Origin of the sequence: Heminiphilus faecis (genome assembly GCF_008728965.1) — a bacterium.
Lineage (GTDB): Bacteria > Bacteroidota > Bacteroidia > Bacteroidales > Muribaculaceae > Muribaculum > Muribaculum faecis.
Window position 1 is genome coordinate 76,025 of sequence record NZ_VSMC01000001.1, and the last position, 20,516, is coordinate 96,540.

Annotated in this window: 13 protein-coding genes; 6 read left to right on the plus strand and 7 right to left on the minus strand. The window is 46.8% G+C overall.

Going from position 1 to position 20,516, the window contains the following annotated elements:
- The first annotated feature begins 364 nt into the window (after positions 1-364).
- The 5 genes from FW767_RS00260 (at position 365) to FW767_RS00280 (ending at position 7,224) form a co-directional block, all read left to right on the plus strand.
- Positions 365-2,968 carry an outer membrane beta-barrel protein gene (locus FW767_RS00260; RefSeq protein WP_205523749.1) on the plus strand — a complete coding sequence of 868 codons (2,604 nt, stop codon included), beginning with the start codon at positions 365-367 and terminating at the stop codon, positions 2,966-2,968.
- Complete coding sequence (locus tag FW767_RS00265) at positions 2,965-5,157, plus strand: peptidase domain-containing ABC transporter (protein WP_121698435.1); 2,193 nt, start codon at positions 2,965-2,967, stop codon at positions 5,155-5,157. The genes FW767_RS00260 and FW767_RS00265 overlap by 4 nt, the downstream gene beginning before the upstream one ends.
- Before the next feature lie 6 nt (positions 5,158-5,163).
- Positions 5,164-5,361: a hypothetical protein gene (locus FW767_RS00270; protein WP_121698389.1), complete on the plus strand. Its 198-nt coding sequence runs from the start codon at positions 5,164-5,166 to the stop codon at positions 5,359-5,361.
- Positions 5,362-5,410: 49 nt separating this feature from the next.
- Positions 5,411-6,034 carry a GIN domain-containing protein gene (locus tag FW767_RS00275; protein WP_147438704.1) on the plus strand — a complete coding sequence of 208 codons (624 nt, stop codon included), beginning with the start codon at positions 5,411-5,413 and terminating at the stop codon, positions 6,032-6,034.
- Positions 6,035-6,102: 68 nt separating this feature from the next.
- Positions 6,103-7,224: an esterase gene (locus tag FW767_RS00280; protein WP_121698391.1), complete on the plus strand. Its 1,122-nt coding sequence runs from the start codon at positions 6,103-6,105 to the stop codon at positions 7,222-7,224.
- An 83-nt stretch (positions 7,225-7,307) separates the two neighbouring features.
- Here the strand turns inward: FW767_RS00280 and FW767_RS00285 are convergent, their stop codons facing one another.
- Genes FW767_RS00285 through lysS form a run of 3 tightly spaced genes read right to left on the minus strand, consistent with a single transcriptional unit; the run spans position 7,308 to position 11,442 of the window.
- Positions 7,308-8,657, minus strand: coding sequence for a glucose-6-phosphate isomerase (locus FW767_RS00285; RefSeq protein ID WP_121698392.1), 1,350 nt, complete (start codon positions 8,655-8,657; stop codon positions 7,308-7,310).
- A gap of 53 nt (positions 8,658-8,710) precedes the next feature.
- Complete coding sequence (locus FW767_RS00290; RefSeq protein ID WP_235897904.1) at positions 8,711-9,715, minus strand: NAD(P)H-dependent glycerol-3-phosphate dehydrogenase; 1,005 nt, start codon at positions 9,713-9,715, stop codon at positions 8,711-8,713.
- The gene (gene lysS / locus FW767_RS00295) at positions 9,712-11,442 is read right to left on the minus strand and encodes a lysine--tRNA ligase (protein ID WP_121698393.1); all 1,731 of its coding nucleotides are present in this window, start codon (positions 11,440-11,442) and stop codon (positions 9,712-9,714) included. The genes FW767_RS00290 and lysS overlap by 4 nt, the downstream gene beginning before the upstream one ends.
- A 209-nt stretch (positions 11,443-11,651) precedes the next feature.
- Here lysS and FW767_RS00300 point away from each other — a divergent pair, with 209 nt between their 5' ends.
- Positions 11,652-12,338, plus strand: coding sequence for a tetratricopeptide repeat protein (locus FW767_RS00300; RefSeq protein ID WP_121698394.1), 687 nt, complete (start codon positions 11,652-11,654; stop codon positions 12,336-12,338).
- 820 nt (positions 12,339-13,158) lie between these two features.
- Here FW767_RS00300 and FW767_RS00305 read toward each other — a convergent pair.
- The 4 genes from FW767_RS00305 to FW767_RS00320 are packed head-to-tail and all read right to left on the minus strand — an operon-like array spanning position 13,159 to position 20,360.
- Positions 13,159-15,195 (minus strand): RagB/SusD family nutrient uptake outer membrane protein, encoded by a 2,037-nt coding sequence (locus FW767_RS00305; RefSeq protein ID WP_121698395.1) that lies wholly within the window; start codon positions 15,193-15,195, stop codon positions 13,159-13,161.
- Positions 15,196-15,217: 22 nt separating this feature from the next.
- Complete coding sequence (locus FW767_RS00310) at positions 15,218-18,526, minus strand: SusC/RagA family TonB-linked outer membrane protein (protein WP_121698396.1); 3,309 nt, start codon at positions 18,524-18,526, stop codon at positions 15,218-15,220.
- A 37-nt stretch (positions 18,527-18,563) separates the two neighbouring features.
- Positions 18,564-19,796: a DUF4959 domain-containing protein gene (locus FW767_RS00315; RefSeq protein ID WP_121698397.1), complete on the minus strand. Its 1,233-nt coding sequence runs from the start codon at positions 19,794-19,796 to the stop codon at positions 18,564-18,566.
- Positions 19,797-19,844: 48 nt separating this feature from the next.
- The gene (locus FW767_RS00320; protein ID WP_121698398.1) at positions 19,845-20,360 is read right to left on the minus strand and encodes a sigma-70 family RNA polymerase sigma factor; all 516 of its coding nucleotides are present in this window, start codon (positions 20,358-20,360) and stop codon (positions 19,845-19,847) included.
- Positions 20,361-20,516: the final 156 nt, after the last annotated feature.

Below are 20,516 nucleotides of genomic sequence, written 5' to 3' on the forward strand. Positions count from 1 at the left end.
AAATACACTTAACCATTTAGCTATTGTCTGATAGCAGTCTCAGCATCTTGTCGAGGCCACATAATTATATATTACTTAGAACATGTGGTCTCGATTTCCAAATTTAAAAATTATAATAAATTATATGCCTCAGACGTTGGTTTATATCATCATATTTTGTTTAATATTCTTATTAAGGCCTACTTATGTCGAAGCAAAAGAAACGGCTTTGACCGGCAAGATATATGATAATGTCACTAAAGAGGCATTGGTAGGAAGCCGCATTGATCTACTAAGCACAAATGACAGTAGCATTATTGCCAGTTGTTTCGCATCACGAATGTATGTAAATCAAAATGACACTATTTATACTTCCGAATTCGGGATGAACATTAAATACAACAGTATCGGCTATATACTACGACTTTCCGACTATGAACATGAGACACATTATATCAACCTCAACTCAAAAAGATTAAATAACTCATTACTGAATTTAGGCAACATATACCTCAAGCGTAAAGTCCACAATCTCTCGGAAGTGACAGTAACCGCTTCCAAAGTAAAATTTTACAATCGAGGCGACACGGTAGTATTTAACGCAGACGCGTTTATTCTGGCAGACGGCAGTATGCTTGACGCACTCATAAGACAGCTACCGGGTGTGGAGTTGCATGATGACGGACGTATATACGTCAACGGCAAATTTGTCGACAATCTGATTCTTAACGGAAAAGACTTTTTTAAGGGAAACAACAATATAATGCTTGAAAATCTTGGCGCCTACACGGTAAAAGATATAAAATTATATGAACGTCTTAACGCCATTGACAGTTATATAGGCCAAGAAGTGACCGGACAAAAAGAGCTTGTAATGGACGTCAGGTTAAAAAAAGACTATATGGACTCATGGTTGGGCAATTTCATGGCCGGCTACGGTACATCAGACAGATATATCGGCAGAGGCTTCCTAAGTCGTATAACACCACGCAGTCGAATCTCGATATTCACAAATGCCAATAACATTAATGAGAGCCGTAAACCGGGAGAAGGTATTTTAGACTGGTCTCCGTCAAAAATAGGTACCGGAACCAAGAAAACCATTTCCAGCGGAGTTGATTATTTCTATGATCTGCCCGACAATGTGTGGAAAATCAGAGGAGACCTTATCATAAACAAAGCCGATAATCACGACGCTACATCCATAGCTCAAACCAATTTCACACAACCGACCTTCACATACAATTATTCACACAACAAAGTCAACCGTATAAATACAAACATCTCTACCCGACATGACATAAAGATGGAGAAAGAACAAATACTCTGGTGGCTGAATCCTTCGTTGCAATACAAAAGGTGGAATGCATACTTGACCGAGACCCAAGCCGCCTTTTCGGAAAAACAATCTAATTGGAGTTCGGAATTTATTCGCAACATATATTCCGACAATAAAAATCTGCGAAGCCTGATAAACCGAAAGCTGTCAGATGAAGCATTTGACGGGCACAAAATCAACTATGATGTAGCTACGGGTATTGTATTGAAGATTCCCGAGTCATTTAATGTTGTGCTGTTCGAAGCCCGGTTCAGCGGTGAGAACAATCATGAAAACAAAGATGAAAGTTACTCGCTGGATTTCAAAAATACACCGACATTAAACAGGTCTACCCTACGTCATATAAATAATTTTCCCGACAGGAGAAAAGATCTTGGCGCAAAAGCATCCTATACTCATGTTCTTGGACGAAAATTAAGCCTATATTTCGACTATATGTTTTCATATAGCGACAAGAATGCGAATTCAATGCTGTATCACTCATCTAAAGATAATGACGATACCGATAAATCGCCTTCTTATTATAATTTGTCAACCATGATTCTTGATATAGATAACAGCTATAAACAGAAATCCATAAACTTTACACACTCAATATCTCCCGGATTTACCGGAACAATCGGAAACTGTTGGTTTCAGTTATCATTCCCGATAATTATATCAACGGATCGCCTACATTATGAGCGAGGACTCATAAGCACATCCAAGCGCCGAACAAGTACATTGTTTGAGCAAACGAGAAATTCATTCATACAATACATGTACGGCTACAGTACATGGTTTGCATCAGCAACCTATACGACCAAAGCACCGGATTTACTCGACATGATTGATATAACAGACACAACCGATCCGCTTATCATTGCCAAAGGCAATCCTGACCTTAAAAATTCCGGCACTTTTAGATTAAACGCAAGTTATTCACTGTCAATACCTCGCAGAAAATTATATGCTGCCGTCGTTTTTGACTATGAAGCAGTACATAATGCTATGGCAAAAGGACTTACATATGACTATGAAACCGGTATCAAGATATTAAAGCCCTATAATGTAAACGGCAACCGAATTATTTCGGGAAGCAACTATGTAAGTCTGGATTTTGGCAAGATGAATATGTTTTCAATAAAACACGCAATGACAAGCAAATACACACGCAGTATTGACATAATCGTGACTGAAAACACTCCACACCCCAATAGAGTCAACCAATATTCGGTCGATGAAAACCTATCATTCGGAGTTACGCAATTCGGACAGCGTATAGCACTGACCGGCAATATAAATTATTCACATTTCACAGGGGATGCCGAGGATTTTTCCTCGTTCAATACCGTGGAATTTAATTACGGGCTACAAGGCGTTTTCAAACTACCCTACGGGATAGGTATAAATACAGACTTTACGGTATATAGCAGGAGAGGGTATCAGGATAATAATCTTAATACGGACAATTATGTCTGGAATGCCCGTATATCATACAGTATGTTAAAAGGCAGCCTGCTGTTCACTCTCGACGGATATGACATACTACACAATCTTAGCAATGTCTTTTATTCTGTCAATGCTCAAGGACGTACAGAAACATACCGTAACGTTTTGCCTCAATATTTTATGTTAGGACTTCAATGGAAATTCAATACCGCAAAATGAAAAAATGCAATATTGTACACCAGTTGGATTCCATGCAGTGTGGTGCAGCCTGCCTTGCCACTATATGTAAAATGTATGGAAAAGATTACTCTTTGGCGCAAATTTCCACATACTGCCATACCGCAAACAATGGTGTATCATTTTCCGCACTATCTGATGCGACAAATGCAATAGGGCTTAAATCAACCTGTATAAAATGTAACATCAACGCATTGAAAGAGATAAAATCTCCTTGCATACTACATTGGAATCAAAATCATTTTGTAGTTTTATATAAAGTTAGCCCTGATGGAAATACTTTTTACATAACCGATCCGGCTAAAGGCAATATAGTATATTCCGCTCGTGAATTCGAAAAGCATTGGTGCTTAATTCAGCAAGATGCATTTTATTTCGGATTAGCTATGATTATTGAAATAACACCGAGATTCGGACACGTAACAGCAGATGCTTCAAAAAATAAAAAATCATTTAAATTTTTCTTTCTCTATTTCAACCAATTCAAAAAACACTTTATCCAAATATTTTTAGGATTACTTCTGGGATGTATATTACAACTGATAATGCCATTCCTGACTCAATCTATTGTAGATATAGGCATAAAACATCAAGATATAGGTCTTATTTGGCTTATTCTATTGGGAGAATTGATGATTATAACAGGTAAAACCGCTACTGATTTTGTACGCCGCTGGATATTGCTACACATTTCCATGAGAATTAATATTTCGCTTGTCAGTGATTTTTTTATTAAATTGCTAAAACTACCCATGTCTTTTTTTGATGTAAAACTGACCGGTGATTTACTGCAACGAATGGCTGACCATTCGAGGGTGGAGACCTTCCTGACTAAACAGATGTTAGGAGCCCTTTTTACTTTCTTTAATTTTTTCATATTTGGGTTCGTTCTGTATTTTTACAACCCCCTTATTTTTATCATTTTTATTTTAGGGAGTGTCACATATGGTTTCTGGATTGTCTCGTTTCTAAAAAAAAGAAAACTTCTGGACTATGAAACATTTGAGGTGCAGGCCATAAACCAGAACAAGACGTATCAGTTCATTACTTCTATGCAGGAGATAAAGCTACAGAATTGCGAGCGGCGGCGACGTTGGGAATGGGAGGATACGCAGGCTGACCTTTTTAATGTGCAGATGAAGTCGCTGAAGCTGCAGCAGACTCAGGAAGCCGGCTCCATATTTATAAATGAGGTGAAAAACATAGTCATAACCGTACTTGCGGCTACTGCGGTAATAAACGGGCAGATGACTCTCGGCGCAATGCTCGCCGTGCAGTACATAATCGGACAGCTGAATTCGCCTGTGGAGCAGCTTATGGCATTTATATATTCACTGCAGGATGTGAAAATATCGCTTGAACGCATCAATGAAGTCCACACCGGCAAGAATGAGGAGACTGACGAGAACCGACTTACTGCATTTACTACAGAGAAGTCAATCTGCATCAAAGATGTTGACTTCAAGTACGACCCTCACGCATTGAGGAAAACCCTTGAGAGTGTATCGTTTGACATACCGCAGGGAAAAGTGACCGCAATCGTAGGGGCTTCCGGCAGCGGTAAAACGACATTGATAAAGCTGATGCTCGGATACTACCCGGTAACGTCGGGGACAATAACCATAGCCGGACACGACATATGTGACTACAATCTAAAATGGTGGCGGAACCACTGCGGGGTCGTCATGCAGGACGGAGTGATATTCTCCGAGTCTATAGCCCGCAACATAGCGGTCGATGACGGAGAGATTGATGTGGAGCGCATGGAAGAAGCCGCCCGTATAGCCAACATCCACGACTATGTAACGGGGCTTCCTCTGAAATACAATACAGTGATAGGCCACGACGGAGTCGGGCTTAGCAAAGGGCAGAAGCAACGCATACTCATAGCCCGTGCCGTATATAAGAATCCCGACTTTATATTTCTTGACGAAGCCACAAACGCCCTCGATGCCAAGAACGAGAGGGCCATTGTAGAGAACCTTGATGAATTTTACAAAGGACGCACTGTAGTCGTAGTGGCCCACCGCCTGTCAACAGTCAGAAATGCCGGCCAAATCATAGTAATCGACGAAGGCAAGGTAGTCGAGACCGGCAACCATGCATCGCTGATAGCGGCAAAAGGGGCATATTATAACCTCGTCAAGAATCAGCTTGAACTCGGAAACTAACAGACAATGGATACAAAGAATACCGACAAGACAGAGCTTCGCTCTGAAAAAGTAAGCAAACTAACGGGGGAGATACCTCCGTCATTGGTACGTACGGGCATCGCAATCATAGTCATCGTATTTACGGCTCTGTTGGGCGCCATATGCCTGCTGCCATACCCGTACTCTGACGGCGAGTCAATACTGCATCACTTCATCGGATAAAACATATAAGTAACCGAATAAAAACTCATCAAAATAACAATTTCATCTTATGTTTACAGTAAAAAAAACGGCAGCAACGTTATTGGCTATAGCTTCTGCCCTGATAATCGTATCGTGCGATAAAAGATCGATAAAGCCGTCAGACAATATTGTCACAAAAAATTATTATTTCAATAAAATATCAGACATTACTGCCGCGTCGAAGTACATAACCGTATATTACTCACAGCAAAAGCATACATCTGTGAAAGCGGAGGGACCGTCCAACATGGTGGATGCACTCCATATAAAATCTGATGCACTGAACAGGCTTATTATCGAAATAGAAAACAGCGACAAGTTTGACGTCATATACAAGTCACAGTCTGTCAAGGTATGGATAACGGCGCCTTATGTGCAGCGGATAGAGGCCATGGCCGGAGCATCGGTCATTGTGCCGGATTCCATAAACATTCCTAAGTCTCTTGACATCAGAGCGTATTCAGCTTCTTCCATAAAGCTTTCCGATGTCAGGACCTCAAGACTGTCGGTATCGGCCTACCAGCAATCTGAAATCAGTATTGGAAATATACATGCCACGTCGCTCAAAACAGAGTCATACACCGATGCATACATCAGCATAGCAGGGAAAAACATAGATACGAAAAAACATACCACACGGGGATATAGATAATAGTGCGGCGGAGATTTGGGGATGTCGTTTTTTTAACTTATATTCGCAAATACCTGAATTTTACGATTATGAACCGACTTACAATACTTTTATCGGGTGCATTGGCCGCCATGACAATGTACGGCGCCGAACCCGACAATTTTTTCAAGATACTTACCTCGCCCGAAGTCACCGACACCGACGTGACATTCCGCATCTATGCACCACATGCCACAAGCGTGGCGGTGAAGGGCCAATTCATGGAGGGCACACTGCCAATGGAAAGAAATCCGTCGGGCATATGGTCGCTTACGCTGCCGCTGCCAGAACCCGACATTTACCCTTACAACTTCGTCATAAACGATGTGGACGTGTCAGACCCCGGCAATCCCAATACCTTTCCTAACGAAACCTTTAAGGCGAGCCTGCTTGAGATACCGGGAACCGAGACACTATATACCGTGCGCGAGGTGCCGCACGGTAAGGTACACTACGGCACCTATGACTCCGACGAACTGGGGGTGACACGCAACATCATAGTCTACACACCGGCCGAGTACGACGCAAACCCTATAAAACAGTACCCAGTTCTGTATCTTATAAGCGGCACGACCGACACCGAAGAGACTTGGTTTAAAGTAGGACGCGCCAACACCATTCTCGACAACCTCATAGCCACCGGCGAGGCCATACCTATGATCATAGTGATGCCGTACGGCAACATGGGCGAGACACCGCAGCCATCGTCGCCCGAGGCGGCTCTGATGTACGAGGCATTCTCACGAGAACTCACAGGAAATATCATACCCTATGTCGAGACATATTACCGCACCCTGTCAGGCCCCGAACACAACGCCATTGCCGGATTTTCGCGAGGAGGCGGCCAAGCCATGTACTGCGCGTTCAAATACCCTGATAAATTCAGATGGCTCGGCTCTTTCAGCGCTTATCTCACTCCCGCCACTCTTGACTTCTTCTTCCCCGACGCCGCCGACACCGCCGATGCAATGAGCCTGTTGTGGATGAGCGTAGGCACCGACGACTTCCTATATCCTGAAGTCGTGCGCAATAAAAAGTATTTTGATGACAAAGGCATAAAGGCCACCTACATAGAGCGGCCCGAACAGCATCACACATGGATGCATGCGCGATACTGCTTGGCCGAACTGCTGAAATCGCTGTTTGTATCCGAAAGAAAGAAAGTGGAATAAACTCCTGACCATACAATCATCATAAATGAAAAAGGGCCTCCAAAACAGGAGGCCCTTTTTCATTTATGCTTGTAAACCGTAAATCAATCATTTAACTTGGCCTGAATAGCCTTGGTGTCTTCCTCATATCCGGGTTTTTCAAGAAGGGCAAACATATTGCGCTTGTAAGCCTCCACACCGGGCTGATTGAAAGGATTCACGCCGAGAATGTAACCTGACATACCGCATGACAACTCAAAGAAGTATATAAGCTGGCCCAGATACTCCTCGCTGAGCTCGGGAACAGTTATGCGGATATTAGGCACACCGCCGTCAACGTGAGCTATGCGGGTACCGAGTTCGGCCATCTTGTTGACCTCGTCCACTCTTTTGCCGGCTATGTAATTGAGGCCATCGAGATTGGCGTCATCGGAAGGTATCACGGTCTTGTTATCAGGAGTCTCGACAGAGATCACAGTCTCGAATATAGAGCGTTCACCGTCCTGTATCCACTGGCCCATCGAGTGAAGATCGGTAGAGAAGTCGACAGCTGCGGGGAATATGCCCTTGTGGTCCTTGCCCTCGCTTTCGCCGTAAAGCTGCTTCCACCATTCGCCGAAGTAGTGGAGTTTGGGATTGTAGTTGACAAGAATCTCAATTTTCTTGCCGGCACGGTAAAGCAGATTGCGTGTAGAGGCATAAAGCTGGCATACATTTGCCTCAGAAGAGGTCATGCACTCTTCCTGCATGGCGAGAGCGCCTTTGACGAGTTTCTTCACATCATATCCGGCAACGGCTATAGGAAGAAGTCCCACGGGTGTAAGCACAGAGAAGCGTCCGCCCACATTGTCATCGATAACAAATGTCTTGTAACCCTCTTCAGTAGCAAGCTGACGCAGAGCTCCGCGCTTGGCGTCGGTTATGGCTACGATGCGCTTGCATGCTTCGGCCTTACCCACCTGCTTTTCAAGCTGCTCCTTGAGCAGACGGAAAGCTATGGCCGGCTCGGTAGTAGTACCGGACTTCGATATAACGATGATGCCGAAACGCTTGTCAGCAAGAAATGCCTGAAGTTCGTGCAGATAATCCTCACCTATGTTCTGACCGGCGAAGAGCACCTTGGGACTTCCGGGAGTAGCAGGAGTGTATGCGTCAAAGGAGTTGCCCAGTGCCTCGATGACAGCTTTGGCACCGAGATAGGAGCCTCCGATGCCTACCGACACCACATAATCGCACGAGTTGCGCAGATCATTGGCCACAGCGATGATTTCGTCAAGATGATGCATGGGTGTACGCGAGGGGAGATCGAGCCATCCGAGAAAATCATTGCCTTCACCGGTACCTTCACGCAGTTTTTCAAGGGCGTCGGCAGCGGTGGAAGTCTCGAGGGCATGAATATCTTTTTCCGATACGGTCGAGAGCACTGAATTGATGTTTACTTGAATCTTTTTCATAATAGGAAGTATTGATTCGACAAAAATATTGGGTTATCAAGTTATAACAATTATTAGGAGAAACTGTTGGCCATACGGTCTATGGCTATCTCGACAGGTAAGTCGCGATAAAGTATGTCATACATATTGTCGAGAATAGGCATGTCGACTCCATATCTGTCATTGATCTCTTTGATGCACTTCGTTCCGTAGTATCCTTCGGCCACCATCTCCATCTCCATCATGGCTCTTTTGACGGCACTTCCGCGGCCTATCATGGAACCGAAATTATGGTTACGTGAGAAACGCGAATATGCCGTGACAAGAAGGTCGCCGAGATATACCGACTCATCCGTGTCCCTACGGTCGGGCACCGCCGTATCTACGAACCGACGCATCTCCCTGACCGCATTTGATATGAGTATCGCCTGAAAATTGTCGCCGGCTTTGAACCCGTGTACCATACCGGAAGCTATGGCATAAACGTTTTTAAGGACTCCGGCATACTCTATGCCCCTTACGTCGGTCGAAACGAAAGTCTTCATGGACCTGCCGTTGAGCAGCGATGTGAAAGCGATCGCCCGGTCTATATCGCTACAAGCCACGGTAAGATAACTTAGACGTCCGAGAGCCACTTCTTCAGCATGACACGGTCCTGATATGACAGTCACCCGTCGCGGGTCGATGCCGTAACGAGCTTCCATATAGTCGCTTATCAGCTCGTTTTCATCAGGCACGATGCCTTTGGTGGCTATGACGATATCCTTGTCCGATATGTCTACGGTAAGCTTGGCAAGGTGAGCCTTGAAATATGGCGACGGCATGGCCATCAACAATGTATCGGCGGCACGGCATGCCTCGTTTATGTCGCTGTAAAAGTTTATGCGCTCAACAGGAAACTCCACGTCGGAAAGGTAGGCAGGGTTGCGTCCGCGACGCTTGAACGCTTCTATACGGTCATCACGACGCATGTACCAGATTATTTCCCGGCAGTTTTCGAGAAGCAGTTTGGCCAGCGCTGTCGCCCATGAGCCCCCGCCCATGACGGCTATCTTACGGTCAGTACAGGTTGTTTTCATTGCTCTGCCGCCGATATCCAAGCCTTTATCTCATCCTGACCGGGATTCTTAAGTTCAAGCTTGAACTTCTTGTTTATTCCACACAGGTCTTGGAACAGTTTTCCGGGATTAGCACCGACAAGCTGAGCCACTGTAAGTATACCGGCTTTCTGCAATGGAGCCACCCACTCTTCCGGTATGCCGAGCGCAGTGTATGCCTCGGCCTTGTCGCGGGTCTGCGTCTTTTCAGGACGCATCTGCGGGAATAGCAGCACTTCCTGTATGGTAGTCTGTCCTGTCATAAGCATTACAAGGCGGTCCATGCCTATACCCATGCCTGATGTCGGCGGCATACCGTATTCAAGCGCTCTTATAAAATCCTTGTCGATTATCATGGCCTCGTCGTCGCCCTTTTCAGCCAGACGCATCTGCTCTACGAAGCGCTCATACTGGTCTATCGGGTCATTGAGCTCCGAATAGGCGTTGGCAAGCTCCTTGCCGTTGACCATAAGCTCGAAACGCTCGGTAAGCTCCGGGTTATTGCGATGACGCTTTGTCAGAGGCGACATCTCTATCGGATAATCGATTATGAACGTAGGCTGGATATATGTACCCTCGCACTTCTCGCCGAAAATCTCATCGATGAGTTTGCCTTTACCCATTGTCTCGTCGACCTCTATACCGAGTTTAGAAGCGGTGGCACGCAACTGCTCTTCATCCATACCGGTTATGTCGATGCCGGTGTGCTCCTTTATGGCATCTATCATAGTGATACGCTTGAACGGAGCCTTGAAGCTGATGACATTATCGCCGACCTTCACTTCGGTTGTGCCGTTTACGTCAAGACATATCTTTTCAAGCATGCGCTCGGTGAAGTCCATCATCCAGTTGTAGTCCTTATAGGCGACATAAATCTCCATGCAGGTAAATTCGGGATTATGGGTACGGTCCATGCCCTCATTGCGGAAATTCTTCGAGAACTCGTATACACCCTCGAAGCCGCCCACTATAAGACGTTTCAGATAAAGTTCGTCGGCAATACGAAGATACAACGGTATGTCAAGTGCATTATGGTGGGTTATAAACGGACGTGCGGCAGCTCCTCCGGGTATCGACTGGAGTATAGGGGTTTCAACCTCCATATAACCGTGCGAGTTGAAGTAGTCGCGCATAGAGTTAAACACCTTTGTGCGCTTTATAAATATGTCCTTGACCTGCTCATTAACAACAAGGTCGACATAACGGCGACGATAACGGAGTTCGGGGTCGTCAAACGCGTCATAGGTAACGCCATCCTTAACCTTTACGATAGGCAGCGGACGCAGTGACTTGCTCAATACGGTAATCTCGCGTGCGTGAACGGTAATCTCGCCCATCTGGGTGCGGAACACAAAGCCCTTTATGCCGATAAAGTCGCCTATGTCAAGAAGTTTCTTGAACACTACATTGTACAAGTCCTTGTCCTCTCCCGGGCAAAGGTCATCGCGGCTTATATAAACTTGAATACGGCCTTTGGCGTCCTGAAGCTCGATAAAAGAAGCCTTGCCCATGATACGGCGGCTCATTATGCGACCGGCAACGCACACGTCGCGTTGCGGGGCATTATCGTCAAACGACGCTTTGATTCCGTCAGTGTAAGCGTCGACCGGATATAGGGCGGCAGGATATGGATCAATACCGAGGCGACGCATTTCGTCAAGACTTCCGCGACGCACTATTTCTTGTTCGCTCAATTCAAGTATATTCATAATTATCTTCTGTTTATCAATTGTCTGCAAAATTAATCAATTCATGCCATTTATCCATCATCCGGGCATTAAAATCACACTTCCGCGCCGCTTTATACAAATATATATATTCAAAAAATTTTGAGGTATGGGGAAATTGGGTTAATTTTGCAGCCGATAATGACCGAAAGTCAGGTTTAAATTGTTATAAAAGAAAAATTAATTATACAATGGCTGAAAAAGACCAAAACAACCAACCTATCGCTCTCGAAGAGGTTGAAAAAGACAACAAAGAGTTAAAAGAAAAAGTGACCCTCGGTCAAAAATATCTTGTATGGCTCATGATTGCAGTATCAGCAATCGCCATCATCGTGATAATCTATATCTTCGCGGTCCGCAATCCCGGCATCAAGTCAGGCAACGAGGCTGTATCGCAGGCCGATGTCACCCTCGCTCAAGGCAACGACTCTCTTGCCCTGACACAGTATCAGCAAGTGGCTGATAAATATGGATATGACGCAGGCAACCGCGCCGCACTCATGGCAGCCACTCTCAACTACAAGAACGGCAATTATGAGGCCGCCCTTAATGACCTGAAAGGCTATGACCCTCAGGAAAGCATTGTAGGCGCCGCCGCCAAGTCACTTGAAGGCGACTGCTACGTAAATCTCAAAAAATACAACGAAGCCCTGTCATCTTATGACAAAGCCATAAAGGAGAGCGATGACAACGCCCTTTACACTCCGCTTTTCATGCTTAAGAAAGCCACCGTACTCCGCGAACTCAAGGACTATGCCGGCGAGCTTAAGGTACTGAAGTCTATCAAGAATGACTATCCCGAATACGCCGCCCAATACCGCGTGGACATCGACAAATACATAGCCCGCGCCGAGTATCAGGCCGGTCAGAGCAAGTAATCGCAACCAGATACGAAAATACAATGAAGCCGCTTGACCCAAAAGTCAAGCGGCTTCATTATAATAGGTCAACGCCGGTGGACGCCAGTAGTACGGCGCCCGCGAATCCGAAGGCCATACAAGCAGGGCGGTTGTAGAATACCATACGGCTCGTAGCCGGACGCCGTGGTACTGGCGCTCCTACCAACATTCGTCAGCAACCGCATTTTTACATTGATTTATAAAAATGAAAGTGCGCTACTTCACAGCAGCACACTCCCTCATAACCAAAATTCAAGTATATATTTCTTGTCGTCTAACAATCTGTTGTCTACTAAAGCCAACAATCGTTATATGACCCGGGAACCGCAGTCAAAACAGAAGGTAGATGTATATGATAATAAGGAGAGATGACTGTGTTTTCCCAAGCCTGTGACTTTCATCAAGCCGATGCAAAGTTACCGCTTACTATTGAATTGATTCATAAAGCCATACGAAATAAATCTAAAATGAATGCAGACCATAAACAATACACGCAAATCATTTGTTATCAACGCATTTCATATCATTTTGCCATAAATAGCCCTACGAACAGTCCATCTGTATAAACACACTTTTAGTTAAATGCCGCGTTTTACGATTTATTAACATCACAAAGACTCTTGGGCCATAAGACAGTCAATACAATAACGACACGGCTGTGCATTTAAAAACATATCACCGGCTGCAGTGACAGACATATAATATAAAAGGGCCGCGAGTCATTCGCGGCCCCATACCCTTGCAGTAATTCTAACGAGGGATTTTTACACCAATCGGGATTCTGTATGAACCTTATATTTTACCATCCGGGGTTTTGGGTAAGATTGGGATTAAGACGTCGCTGACCTTCAGGAATAAAATCAAGATACTGTCTTACATTCCAGAAGCAATTTTCTGCGCGCGTGGCTATAGGACGGCCGTAATCGGGACTTGCAGGATCCTCCGACGCCATTCCATACTGAAGAGGACGGGTCTGAGGGTTATAAGCCGGTTCGCCGTAATAGTTTGACACATTGCTCGGGCCATTGACCGTGTTGGCGGGATTGGTATATGCGGTACCGAGTATACGACGGCCGAGCTTACGACCGTTAAGGTTAATATGAGCTATACCCCAGCGCTTGAGGTCATCCATACGGAAGTTTTCGGCAAAGAGCTCGCAGGTGCGCTCGCGGCGTATCTCGTCGAGCATTGTCATGGCATGGCACTCATAGCTTCCGGTAGCGAAGTTGAACCAGCCTGCATCAAATTTGCCTGCAATAAGAGAGTTGGTCAAACGGGCCACCTTGGCACGCGCTCTATTCTTGTTGATAGAGAAGTCGAGGTCGGCGTCGGAGATGGCTCCGTTGCCAAGTTCACATACAGCCTCGGCATATATGCAGTGTACCTCGGCAAGACGGAGTACGGGCCAGTCGGCAGACTCCTGATTGGTAGAACGTCCTGCACCTTCGATAAGATACTTTCGGCATCCATAGCCATTGTGGGTGGAGTTTACACCGATCATAGGAGTATAGACACCACGCTTGCTGACATTTGCAGGGTCAGAGGGATTCCACGAGTCGGACGGTTCCGGGAAAAGCGGTTCGGGATAAGGATTGCCCAGAGCAGTCATAGGGTCGCCGTATTCGGTGGCGGCAGTCCATGTGACTTTATAGGGAGGTATTATACAGCCTATAAATCGCATATCGCGGTTCTCGAACTCTCCCTCAAATGTGTCATATCCGCCAAATTCCTCGTTATAATAAGCATCCTGATAGCTCGAAGATGTGCTCAAGTGAATCGGAAGACCGTTGGAGCATACAAATGATTCGCCAAACCATGCGCTAATATTGCTTGACTGGCCTGTAGTGACAGTGTATGCAAGGTTGCTACCGCCCTTTTTAAGGTCCACATCATAAGGATTGTTTATAATAAACTCCTTATTGGTAGCTTTGCCTACACCTTTGTAATTGGCTATATTGCCGTTGGCATCGTCGAGGTTGAAAAGATAATAGTAGCTCAGACCCGTGTCGGAACACTCGTCCCAGAGGGCGAAAGTACCGCGCTCGGCTTCATCTATGACAGCCTTTGACATGTCACGGGCCAATGCAAGCCACTCCTCAACCGAAGGATATCCTTCAGGCTTGAATTTACCGGCACCAACGCTCTCTCCGTCACCGTCAAGATCGATACCTATAGAAGGAGTATATTTCTCCCATGTAGCTTCATACAAAGCCACGCGTGCAAGAAAGCCCTGAGCTCCCTCACGAGTAAGTTTACCCCGGTTTTCAAGGCCGGAGAGAGTACTGCGCTTGGGCAGCAGGTCAACGGCTCTTTTCAGGTCGTTCATAACAAGGTAGGCAACTTCATAGCGGCTGTTGCGCTTACCGTAAACAACAGGATCGCTTGTATCGATCACATGGTCTATTATTGGCACACCACCGAATGTACGAAGCTGATTGAAGTGATGCCATGCACGGAAAAAATATGCAGTGCCTACGGAAGTGGCGATAGGATGTGAGGCAGTCATGTCTTCGAGAGGTCCGGCATAAGAGGCCGCCTTTTCAAGAAGGATATTGCATTCGCGATGTCCTCCGAAACCCCATGTGCCGTGGCTCTCTCCGGTAGTACCGGCATCGTTGGCTCCGATGCCTGATGTGTCAAGGTTGAGTTCAAATTTCACATCCCACTTGCCGCCGAAGCAGTAAAGCCTGTTGGCAGCCTGTTCAAACTGCTCCGGGGTCTTGAAGGTTATGGCTTCGGTTCCCTGATCGGTAGGCTCCTTGTCAAGGAAGTCGGAGCATGCCGTCATTGTAAGGCCGACGGCAAGCATCAATATGGATTTATTGTATAGTTTCATATATTTATGTCTTTAACGGTTATCAGAAAGTAAGTTCAACACCGAAGTTCAGCATACGGCTGAAGGGGAAGATACTGCTTGATGCCTCACCATACTCGGGATCATATCCGTCATGTACTTTGGACCACTCCCAAAGGTCGTCGCCCGAGAAATAAACGCGGAATTTTTCCACACCGGCTTTCGAGGTCCACTGACGGGGAAGCGTGTAACCTACCACGAGATTCTTCAGACGTATATAGCGGTTGTTGTTGACCGACACGTCGGAGTTGGCGTAGTTGAAGCGGTTGAAGTTATTGCTTCGCGACAGAATGGTATATTCATTGGAGTGATTTTCTTCAGTCCATGTCTTACCGATGAAGGTGTTGTTCTGCAAACAGTAGTTAACCACGAATGGAGCATACATATTGCCTGAACGGAGAATGGTCTGCTTGCCCACACCTTGGAAGAATACAGAAAGGTCGATACCCTTCCATTCGAGGCCGCCTTTGATACCGAACGATACGCGGGGAGCCGTGTCGCCGGCATAATACAGGTCATGCTCGTCGATAACTCCGTTGCCGTTGACATCGACACGCTTGCGGGCACCGGGACGAAGACGGTCAACCGAGTTTTCGATAGGCGCAGGAAGAATGTTGCCTTGTTTAGGTCCTGAATGGTCGGCATTCCAGTAATACATCTCATAATATGCGTCGACCTCCTCCTGAGTCTGGAATACTCCGTCGGTCTGGAATACATAGATGGCGTTGATAGGTTTGCCGATAAGACGCTTGGAATTGATACCGGCAGTGGGAACATTCTCGTTATTGGTAAGTTCAAGAAGTTTGGTCTTGGCATCAAACACGTTGAAACCGACATTATAGTTGACCTGACCTATACGGTCGCGCCAGTTTACTTCAATCTCCCAACCGCGGGTACGTAGCTTACCGTTGTTGGTCTTCGGAGCCGAGGCACCGAGTACGGCCGGATATGTAACGTCGATAAACATACCGTCGTTGGTCTTCTGGAACCAGTCAAACGATGCACGCAGACGGTTATTGAAGAAGCCGAAGTCGATACCGGCATTGTGCGATATGAGACTTTCCCAAGTACGGTCGCTCGAAGTCATGCCGTTGATCCACATGGTCGGCAACTTCGTTGTGCCGAGATATACACTGCCCGTGCTTATGGTCGAGAACGATTCATAATTGCCTATGCCGTTGACAGAACCGGTCTTACCATAGTTATAACGAACTTTCAGGAAGTTCACATAATTGGCGGCGCCTATGTTTTCCCAGAACTTCTCGCCTGAAACGACCCAACCTCCCGATACGGAGTAGAAATTCTTCCAGCGCTGCTTTGGGCTCAGCTTGGATGATCCGTCGCGACGGCCGAGGAATGAAACAAGATAACGGTCATCATAGTTGTATCGTAAATCGGTGACCCATGACAGGAAGCTCCATGAATGAGAACCGCCGTCAGCCCCGTTATTGTCGCCGCCGACAAATACGTTCATATCGGTCAGACCCGAACCGGGATAGGTCTCGCCTTTCCAGCGCGACGCGCCAAGGTTCTTATAATCTTCGTTTTCACCGGTATAACCGACCATGGCGTCAACCTGATGCTGTCCGAACTTGCGGTTATAGTAAGCAAATGCACCGAGTGTATAGCTGTTCCAATAGCGATGGTACTCGCTGATACCTGACGGCGAATTAAGCACACCGCCCTTCGTGGTATTATTGCCCGCCCAGTCATAAAAACGCACCTCCGTCTTGGTATTGGTGTTCTCTTTTTCCACTCGCTTATATGCTCCGGAAACGGCAAATGAAAGACCTTTTACATAACGTGAAATGTCAAGTGTGATTTTTCCGTTGGCACGGAACGTATTCCAGCGGTCTTCATTCTTGCCGCCTTGAGTAAACCATCCGTAAGGATTGCGCTCGCTGGAGAATGTATCGTACGGATCACCGTTCTGATTGGTAATGGCCCAGAACCACGGGTCCTGCCAACCACGGCCTATACCCTGTGAGGGATTGCGCACTACGCGACGTTCATATGACATGCCGGTCTCAATCTTGAACATGTCGTTGGGCTTATAGTCGGCGTTCAACCGGGCGCCATACTTCTTCTCACCGTCTTCTGCAATCTTGAGCTGCGACTGGGCGGTAGAGTAGTTCAATGATGCGCGATAATTGAATTTATCATCGCCACCGGATATGCTGACATTATGCTTCCATGTATCGGCATTGCCGTAAAGGAAGTCTAGCAGATAATTGTCGGGCTCCCAGCGGTCGATGAACGAACCGCGCATAAGAGTCATTGTCTTTCCGGCGACAAGAGATTCGTAAAGCGACTGACCTATCACCGCGTCGGCACCGGGAATAGCCTCCCAGACACCGGTTTCGGGATTCTGCTGTGCGGGAGTACCTCCGAATGTGTTGAATATCCACCAGTTGAAGCGGCTCATAAGCTCATCATGGTCGGTGATACCGGGATTGGATGCTTTTGTATCGTTATATTGACCCTCAAACCACATCTGAAGCCACTCCTGATTATTTGTGATGGGAAGATCGGCTCCGTCGATAGTGCGGCTGTAGCTACCCGAATAGGTCACCTGCGGCTTGCCTATGCGTCCGCGCTTGGTCGTAACGAGAATGACACCACCGGCCGAACGTGCACCGTAGATGGCAGCCGAAGCGTCTTTCAACACCGATATGTTGGCGATGTCGTTACCGTCCATCGAATTGAGTTCGTCAAGCGAGGCCGACTGCCCGTCGATAAGGATAAGCGGACCGCCGCCGTTGATTGAGTATGCACCACGTATCTCCATAGACGCGTCCTCGCTACCGGGACGGGAAGATTTACGGGTCACGGTCAGACCGGGGATTTCGCCCTGCAGCGCGGTAGTAGTGTTAGTGACACCACGGTTCTTATATACTTCGTCACCTTTGATCTGGGCAATGGCACCGGTCAATGACTCTTTCTTCTGTGTGGTATAACCTGTCACGATCACTTCATCGAGAGCAGTGGCCGAAGGCACGAGATGCAGCTCAAGGTTATTTTTGCCGTTAACCGACACGGCGAGCGGACGATAGCCTATATAGGACACTTCGAGCACTGCATCTTTCTTGGCGCGGATGGTGAAACGACCGTCGATATCGGTGGCCGTAGCCTCGGTTTTGCTGCCTTTGACGCGTACCGTGGCACCCACGACAGGGTCGCCGAGCTCGTCGATTACCGTACCGCTTACGGTACCGGCCTGAGTCTGAGCCGATGACTGCGCGAAAAGGGGCATGCTTATCGCGGGGGCTCCCAAAGTGAGCACTGCCGCTAACAGATATGCTTTCTTGTTCATTGCAAAATTGTTTTGACTGATTTATTACGATTTAAGATTACTCGGCAGGAGTATACGCGTTGAACTCCGATACCATAACAAAGTCACCACCCTTGTCTGTCTCGGCAAAATAAGCCTTGATATAGCGAGCTTTTCTGACTTCTTTCATGCCGAAGAGCTGATGGCGGTCCACATTACGGTCAAACGCATACCAGCCCTGATTGTCCCAGCTCCATTCGTTGGGGTCGGCACCGCTGGCATTGGCCTCGGAGCATGTATAGAATGTCTGGCCTGTATGAGTGCCGTTGTTTCCGCTACGGCGACGTATCGATACATTGGACACATCCACATCCTCGCCCATGTCTATGATAAAGAAGTGCGGATAAGCCGAAGGTGTCTTCCATGACGTATGCCAGAACGAACCCTCGTTGCCGTCAATCATCTCGATTACACGACCGTTCTTGCCTCCGTTCTCGCCGACGGCTTCCTGTGAGGAATAACCTATCTGCGGATCATTGCTTTGAGTGAAGCCGGGGAATGTCCAAGCAGAGCGGTCAAGCGCGACAACCTTCTTGGCGTATGCCTCCATCGAACGGATATCGGAGGAGTTGCCGTCAGCATCCTGCGCGGTAATCGACAATGATGCAGTGGAGCCGTTGATAAACTCTTTGTCGGAAGTGAAAAGATGGACAAACGTTTTGCTCTCGCTGTTGGGAGCTGCTTCAAACTTATAGGTACCGCTCTTGGAGGCGTCGGACTTGTCGGTATACTTGACCTCAACAAAAACTTTGGCCACAGTCTCATTCTTATATCCGACGTAGATACCGCCCCATGCGCTTTCGGCAGTAATCGACTCCGATACGGCGATGAATGCGGGAGCTCCGGGAGTGCCGGCATATGTCACCGCACCTTGGTTATTGCCGCGCAGAGAGCATGCGTAAAAATTAAAATCCACCGGATCAGTGGCTACAAAACCGCTAATCGTGGCTTTTACGACACCGTTCTCATCGGCGTGATCCTTTGAAAACACCTGATAGACCTCTTCGCCTTTAGCGTTTTTATAGGTTATCTTAGTGTACATGAAACTCGGGTCGGAGGGTACGGTCCAAGTAAGATAGACCTCTCCGGGACCCGCAACCGAGCTCACATCGGTCACTTTGGCCGGTGCAGCGTCATTGATACTTGCTTTACCTTCGGTCTCGTCACCGCAGGACGATAACATCAGCGACGGCCCGGCAAGGAGTGTCGCAATGAAGGCAGCACGAAAAACATTAAGCACTGTTTGTTTCATACGGTTAATTTAAAGTTAATTATTGTATAGTTATCTCTGATTGATTTTCTAAGCTATTGCCGATATGAATCCGCGCACAGTACGACGCGCTCTGCACAACTGGTTTTCTACCGTACGAAGCGACAGATTCATGCCTATAGCTATGTCATCGGCCGACTTGTCCTCGAAGCGTGCAAATACATATATAATACGGCGACGTTCGGGAAGAGCCTTCACACACTTTGCCTCAAACCGAGCTATATCGCGAGCCACGATCATCGCCTCCGTAGTATGGTCGACTATGTTTGCCGCCACACTGATGTCGTCGTTTACCACAGCGCGCACACGATAGATATGACGCAGGTGGTCATTAACCAGATTGCGCGCCACAGTGTATATAAACGAGCGCAACGACTCGGCCGAAAGCTCTTTATCATACTCAAGAAGACGCACCCACACATCCTGAGCTATATTCTCGGCATCGAAGATGTCGGTTACACGCACAGATATGTAGTTGAGCACCTCATTATAGTACTCTACGTAGCTTTGGGCTATCAAATCGTTGTTCCGTGACCGGTTTTCCATGAGTCGGAGTAATTAATGTTTCACATGGTAGCGAAAGCATGATTCTGCAATCGGTACATGGCAAAATTATGTTAATTCCGACAAGTGAAAAAAGTTTTAAAAGCCTAATATGTCTCAACTAATTATTTGAGACATATTTCTTATAAATTATTATTG